Raw genomic sequence first — 2,780 nt, forward strand, 5'->3', positions numbered from 1 at the left:
CCGTACTACCCCGCACAACCAACGACGTGGACAACTCGGTCCGAGTCCCTTCGGGCCGCTCCCCACCCATCACCCGCACGAGCAACCGCAACGCAACCCCCGCCATCTCCGACAACGGCTGCCGCACGGTGGTCAGCCCCGGCGACGCCCACCGCGCCTCGGGCAGATCGCCGAACCCCACCACACTGACGTCGCCCGGCACGGACACCCCCCGCTCGGCGAGCGCCCGGTACACCCCCAGCGCCATCCGGTCCGAGCACGCGAAGACCGCCGTGGGCGGCTCCGGCAGATCCATCAGCTCGTGCGTCCCGCGCCGCGCGGCCCCCTCGTCGAAACCGCCGTACCGCAGGTACGCGGCCCGGTGCCGCACCCCCGCCGCCGCGAGCGCCGACCGGTACCCGGCGACCCGCGCGTTGCTGGACATCCGGCGCCGGTGGCCCGCGACGACGGCGACGCGTTCGTGGCCGAGCGAGAGCAGGTGCTCGGTGGCGGTCACCCCGCCGTGCCAGTCGGCCGCTCCGACCGACACGACCCCCGGCGGCGGCTCCAGCACGGGGTCGATCAGCACGAACGGGATGCGGTGCTGCGCCAGCCAGGCGTACTGGGACGGCGTCGGCCCGGCGAGGTTGAGCAGCACCCCGGAGGAGCCGCGCGCGGAGAGCTTGTCCAGCCACCCGCGCTCCGGGCGGCCGCCCCGGGGGCGGGTCAGCCCCGCCGTCACCACCACCTCCAGGCCCGCGTCGTGCGCCGCCTCCTCCACGCCACGCAGGACGGCGCCCGACCAGGAGCTGTCGAGGGAGTCCACGACGAGATCGACCAGGCCCGGCGGCCTCGGCCCGTCGAACCGGGGTCTGCGGACGTACCCCAGCCGGTCGAGCGCCTCCGTGACGCGCCGGCGGGTCTCCGGTGCCACGTCCTCCCGGCCGTTGACCACTTTCGAGGCCGTGGGCACCGACACCCCCGCCTCGCGTGCGACGACCGCGAGGGTCGGCCCCGCTACGCTCCCCGTACGCACCATGGAGCCCACCTCTCCGGCCCGTCCCGGGGCCCGCGAAAGTTTCGGGTAGAAAGCGCTTCCTGCGTCGTTCCACGGTAAGGCCGCCCGATCTCGCCGTGGAAGGACGCGACGCGGTGCAATGTGATCCCGCACCGCGGGGTGCGGAAGGAGGAGAACGGATGGGCGAGGGACCGGCGGCAGCGGTGCCGGACGACCGGACGCGGCACGAGGACCCCGTGGCCCGCACCCCGCACGGCGCCGTGCGCGGCAGGTACGAGAACGGTGTCGCCGTCTTCCGCGGCATCCCCTACGCGGCCCCGCCCTTCGGCCCGGGACGCTTCCGGCCGCCCGCGCCGCCCGAGCCCTGGGACGGGGTGCGCGACGCGGGCGCGTTCGGGCCGACGCCGCCCAAGCCGCCGTACTCCGAGGCCTTCGCGAAGCTGCTCCACGACCCGGCCGTGCCGGGCGACGACTGCCTCAACCTGAACGTGTGGACGCCCGAGCCGGGCCCGGGCGCCCGGCTCCCGGTCCTGGTGTGGATCCACGGCGGGGCGCTCACCCGGGGATCGTCCGCGATGCCGGTGTACGACGGCCGGGCCTTCGCGCGGGACGGCGTGGTGTTCGTGTCCCTCAACTACCGCCTCGGTGTGGAGGGGTTCGCCCTCTTCCCGGATGCCCCGGCCAACCTGGGCCTGCGCGACCAGCTCGCCGCGCTGGAGTGGGTGCGGGACTCGATCGCGGGGTTCGGCGGCGACCCGGACCGGGTGACCGTGTTCGGCGAGTCCGCCGGGGCGATCAGCATCGGGGCGCTGCTGGCGAGCCCGCGCGCCCTGGGGCTGTTCCGGCGGGCGGCGCTGCAGAGCGGGGCGCCGGAGGTGACGGAACGGGACCGGGTGCGGCGCGTGGTGCGCCGGATGGCGGCCCGGCTGCGGGTCCCGGCGACCGCCCGGGCGTTCGCGGCCGTCGACCGGGCCGCCCTGCTCGCGGCGCAGGCCGAGGCCGGCCGCCGCTCCGGGCCGGTGCTCGGCGGGCCCGCGTTCGGGATCGTCGTCGATGGCGACGTGGTGCCGGGCGACCCGCTGGAGGCGCTGACCGAGGGGCGCGGCGCGCGGGACGTGGACCTGCTGCTCGGCTGGACGAGCGAGGAGTACCGGCTGTGGCTGGCGCCGACCGGACTGCTGCGGCGCCTCGACCGGCTCGGCCCGCTCGGCCCGCTCGCACTGGCCGCCGCGCGGGCGCGCTGCCGGTGCGGCCCCGAGGTGCCGCGGGGGTACCGGCTGGCCCGGCCCGGGGCGGGCGCCGCCGAACTGGTCGGGCAGATGGTGACCGACTTCCTGCTCCGCGCGCCACTGCGCCGGCTCGCGGACGGACACGGGGCGCGCTCGTACGTCTACGAGTTCGCCTGGCCCTCGAACGTCCCCGGCCTCGGCGCGTGCCACGCACTGGAACTGGGCTTCGTCTTCGACACGGCACACACACCGGACGCGGCACGCCTCACGGGCCCCGGAGCCCCGCAGCCCCTGGCGGACGAGATGCACACGGCATGGACACGTTTCGCCACGACGGGCACCCCGGGCTGGCCCCACTGGGACACCTCACACCCCGTACGGGTCTTCGGATCCGGAGGCCCACCCCTCGCCCGGGGCCTACGCGACCGGGAACTCGCGTTGTGGCTGCGACCAGGTGGGGGCGGCCCRCGCAGTTCCCCGCGCCCCTGACGGGCGCCTTTAGGGGCGCGGGGAACTGCGCGACCAGCCCCCACCGGCCGACAGCCAGGTCACAA

The 2,780-nt window shown here is 76.3% G+C and carries 2 protein-coding genes; one reads left to right on the forward strand and one right to left on the reverse strand.

The window, feature by feature from the left end:
- On the reverse strand, positions 1-1,018 hold a 1,018-nt coding region (locus FGF04_RS38710; protein ID WP_149516077.1), incomplete at its 3' end, for a LacI family DNA-binding transcriptional regulator.
- Between the two features lie 158 nt (positions 1,019-1,176).
- Between FGF04_RS38710 and FGF04_RS38715 the strand changes: the two genes are divergently transcribed.
- Entirely contained in the window at positions 1,177-2,715 is a 1,539-nt protein-coding gene (locus tag FGF04_RS38715; RefSeq protein WP_149516078.1) for a carboxylesterase/lipase family protein, read from the forward strand.
- The last annotated feature ends 65 nt before the right edge of the window (positions 2,716-2,780 follow it).

It is taken from the genome of Streptomyces apricus, from assembly GCF_008369065.1.
Taxonomy (GTDB): domain Bacteria; phylum Actinomycetota; class Actinomycetes; order Streptomycetales; family Streptomycetaceae; genus Streptomyces; species Streptomyces apricus.